The 3,095-nt window shown below is 59.4% G+C and carries 2 protein-coding genes; both read right to left on the bottom strand.

Annotated elements, in window-relative coordinates:
• Positions 1–349: 349 nt before the first annotated feature.
• Positions 350–1,246: a PA4780 family RIO1-like protein kinase gene (locus ACW9IR_RS29075; RefSeq protein WP_007914672.1), complete on the bottom strand. Its 897-nt coding sequence runs from the start codon at positions 1,244–1,246 to the stop codon at positions 350–352.
• Between the two features lie 483 nt (positions 1,247–1,729).
• Positions 1,730–3,007: an acetyl-CoA C-acetyltransferase gene (locus tag ACW9IR_RS29080; RefSeq protein WP_457466045.1), complete on the bottom strand. Its 1,278-nt coding sequence runs from the start codon at positions 3,005–3,007 to the stop codon at positions 1,730–1,732.
• Positions 3,008–3,095 lie beyond the last annotated feature (88 nt).

Below are 3,095 nucleotides of genomic sequence, written 5' to 3' on the forward strand. Positions count from 1 at the left end.
TCTTTACCGAATCCAGACAGGTCCAAACGCTGACCTCGTCCAATCCATAATCGACTCGGTATTTCAGGTCGATGTATGACGCAAGACACCTCGGTCGGCCCCCTCTCCCGGAGAGAGAGGGGGCTGATTGGGGGATGCTGTGGAGATACGCCGACCTGAAATTTCTTTACCGAATCCAGACAGGTCCAAACGCTGACCTCGTCCAATCCATAATCGACCCGGTGTTTCAGGTCGATGTATGACGCAAGACACCTCGGTCGGCCCCCTCTCCCTCCGGGAGAGGGCTGGGGTGAGGGAGCTTCTGATTCAAACAAAAAACCCGGCCGAAGCCGGGTTTCTGGTCAAGCAATCACTGCATCCACGGTGGTGGCGGTGGCTCGTCGGACTTGCCTTTCGGCTCGTCGTCCGCCGCACGGATGGCCTGCTTGCGCTCCTCGTCGAGGCGCGCCGCTTCGATCTCGCGCAACACCCCGCCAACATCGGCCAGGTCTTCCGGGTCATCGAACTCGCCGGTCAGCACACTGTTCGGGTGCAAGGTGCCGGCTTCGTACAACGCCCACATTTCCTTGGCGTACTTGGTCAACTTCAATTCCGGGGCAAAGCGACCGAAGTACGAAGCCATGTTGCCGACATCGCGCTCCAGCATGCTGAACGCGTGGTTGTTACCGGCAGCGTCGACAGCCTGCGGCAGGTCGATGATGACCGGGCCGGTCGGCGTCAGCAGCACGTTGAACTCCGAGAGGTCACCGTGCACCAGACCGGTACACAACATCAGCACGATCTGCGAAATCAGGAACGCGTGATACTCGCGCGCCTGATCCGGCTCCAGCACCACGTCGTTCAGACGTGGTGCAGCGTCGCCGAATTCGTCGGCCACCAGTTCCATCAACAGCACGCCATCGAGGAAGTCGTACGGTTTGGGCACTCGCACACCGGCACCGGCCAGACGGAACAGCGCCGCCACTTCGGCGTTCTGCCAGGCATCTTCGGTCTCTTTGCGACCGAACTTGGAGCCTTTCGCCATCGCGCGAGCCTGTCGGCTGTTGCGCACCTTGCGGCCTTCCTGATACTCGGCCGCCTGGCGGAAACTGCGTTTGTTCGCCTCCTTGTAGACCTTTGCGCAACGTAACTGATTGCCGCAGCGCACCACATAAACAGCTGCTTCTTTACCACTCATCAGTGGGCGCAGCACTTCGTCGACCAGACCGTCCTCGATCAGGGGTTCAATGCGTTTTGGAGTCTTCATCAGCTTTTATTGTGGGTCCTTTATTACCAAACACGCGAATGTCACTCGTTATACGGCAATCCTCGCATTACGGGGAGGGGTTGCCGACCTGTGAACCTGTGAATGCACACACTGTGCCGAAAAAATCGACCACGGCGAATCATAGCCGAGCCGGCCTCGATTGTTGGTATCGGCCGTTGAGGGCATTTGCGACAGAATCTGACATTTGCCATTCAGCCCTCTTACCCTCACCCCAGCCCTCTCCCGGAGGGAGAGGGAGCCGACCGAGGTGTCTGGCGTTATACATCGACCTGAAATACCGCGTCGATTATGGATTGGAATAAACATCTGACTGAAACACGTCGATTATGGATTGGGCTAACCATCTGACTGAAACACCGTCGATTATGGATTCGGTGAAGCACGTTCAGGTCGGCGTATCCCTCAAACATCCCCCAATCTGTCCCCTCTCCCTTTGGGAGAGGGTTAGGGTGAGGGGCTCTTCTAGCGTTCGATGATGGCGGTGACGCCCTGCCCGCCCGCAGCACAAATCGAAATCAGGCCCCGGCCCTTGCCTGCCGCATCGAGTAGCTTGGCCAAATTGGCGACGATACGCCCGCCAGTCGCGGCAAACGGATGCCCGGCCGCCAGAGAACTGCCCTTCACATTGAGTCGGCTGCGATCGATCGAGCCTAGCGGCGCGTCGAGGCCCAAGCGGGTTTTGCAGTACTCGGGGTCTTCCCAGGCTTTCAACGTACACAGCACTTGCGCGGCGAATGCCTCATGAATTTCGTAGTAATCGAAATCCTGCAAGGTCAGCCCGTTGCGCGCCAGCAAACGCGGCACAGCGTACACCGGCGCCATCAGTAGTCCTTCGGCGCCGTTGACGAAATCCACTGCCGCCGCCTCGCCATCGCGCAGGTAAGCGAGGATCGGCAAGCCACGTTCCTTTGCCCATTCTTCGCTGCCGAGCAGCACCACCGAGGCACCATCAGTCAGCGGCGTGGAGTTGCCCGCCGTCAGCGTACCTTTCGCGCTTTTCTCGAACGCCGGTTTTAGCGTCGCGAGTTTTTCCAGGGTAAGGTCCGGACGCAGGTTGTTGTCGCGGGTCAGACCAAGGAACGGCGTCATCAGGTCGTTGTGCCAGCCTTCGCTGTAGGACGCGGCGAGTTTTTGATGGCTTTGGAGGGTCAGTTGATCCTGCTCTTCACGCGGGATCTGCCAGGTCTGCGCCATCAACTCACAGTGCTCGCCCATCGACAGCCCAGTGCGTGGTTCGCCGATGCGTGGGAAATCCGGAATCAGATGTCTGGGCCGCAGTTGCAGAAAGGTCTTCAGCTTGTCGCCGGTGGTCTTGCCGCGGTTGGCTTGCAGGAGGATTCTGCGCAGGCCTTCACTGACACTGATCGGTGCGTCCGAGGTGGTGTCGACGCCGCCAGCAATGCCGCAGTCGATCTGGCCGAGGGCGATCTTGTTTGCGACCAGGATCGCCGCTTCCAGCCCGGTGCCGCAGGCTTGCTGAATGTCGTAGGCCGGCGTAGCGGGTGACAGACGTGAGCCGAGCACGCATTCACGGGTCAGACTCATATCTCGTGACAATTTCAGCACCGCGCCCGCCACCACCTCGCCGAGGCGCTGGCCGTGCAGGTTATAGCGTTCGATCAAGCCTTCAAGGGCGGCGGTCAGCATCGCCTGATTGCTGGCGGTGGCGTACGGGCCGTTGGAACGGGCGAAAGGGATACGGTTACCGCCAATGATCGCGACGCGGCGCAGCTGACTCATGAATAACTCCTTGTCCAAAGGTCTGAATTCACGCCAATCCCTTGTAGGAGTGAGCCTGCTCGCGATAGCGGTGGGTCAGATAAACATT

The sequence above is a fragment of the Pseudomonas sp. SDT291_1_S447 genome (genome assembly GCF_054070155.1).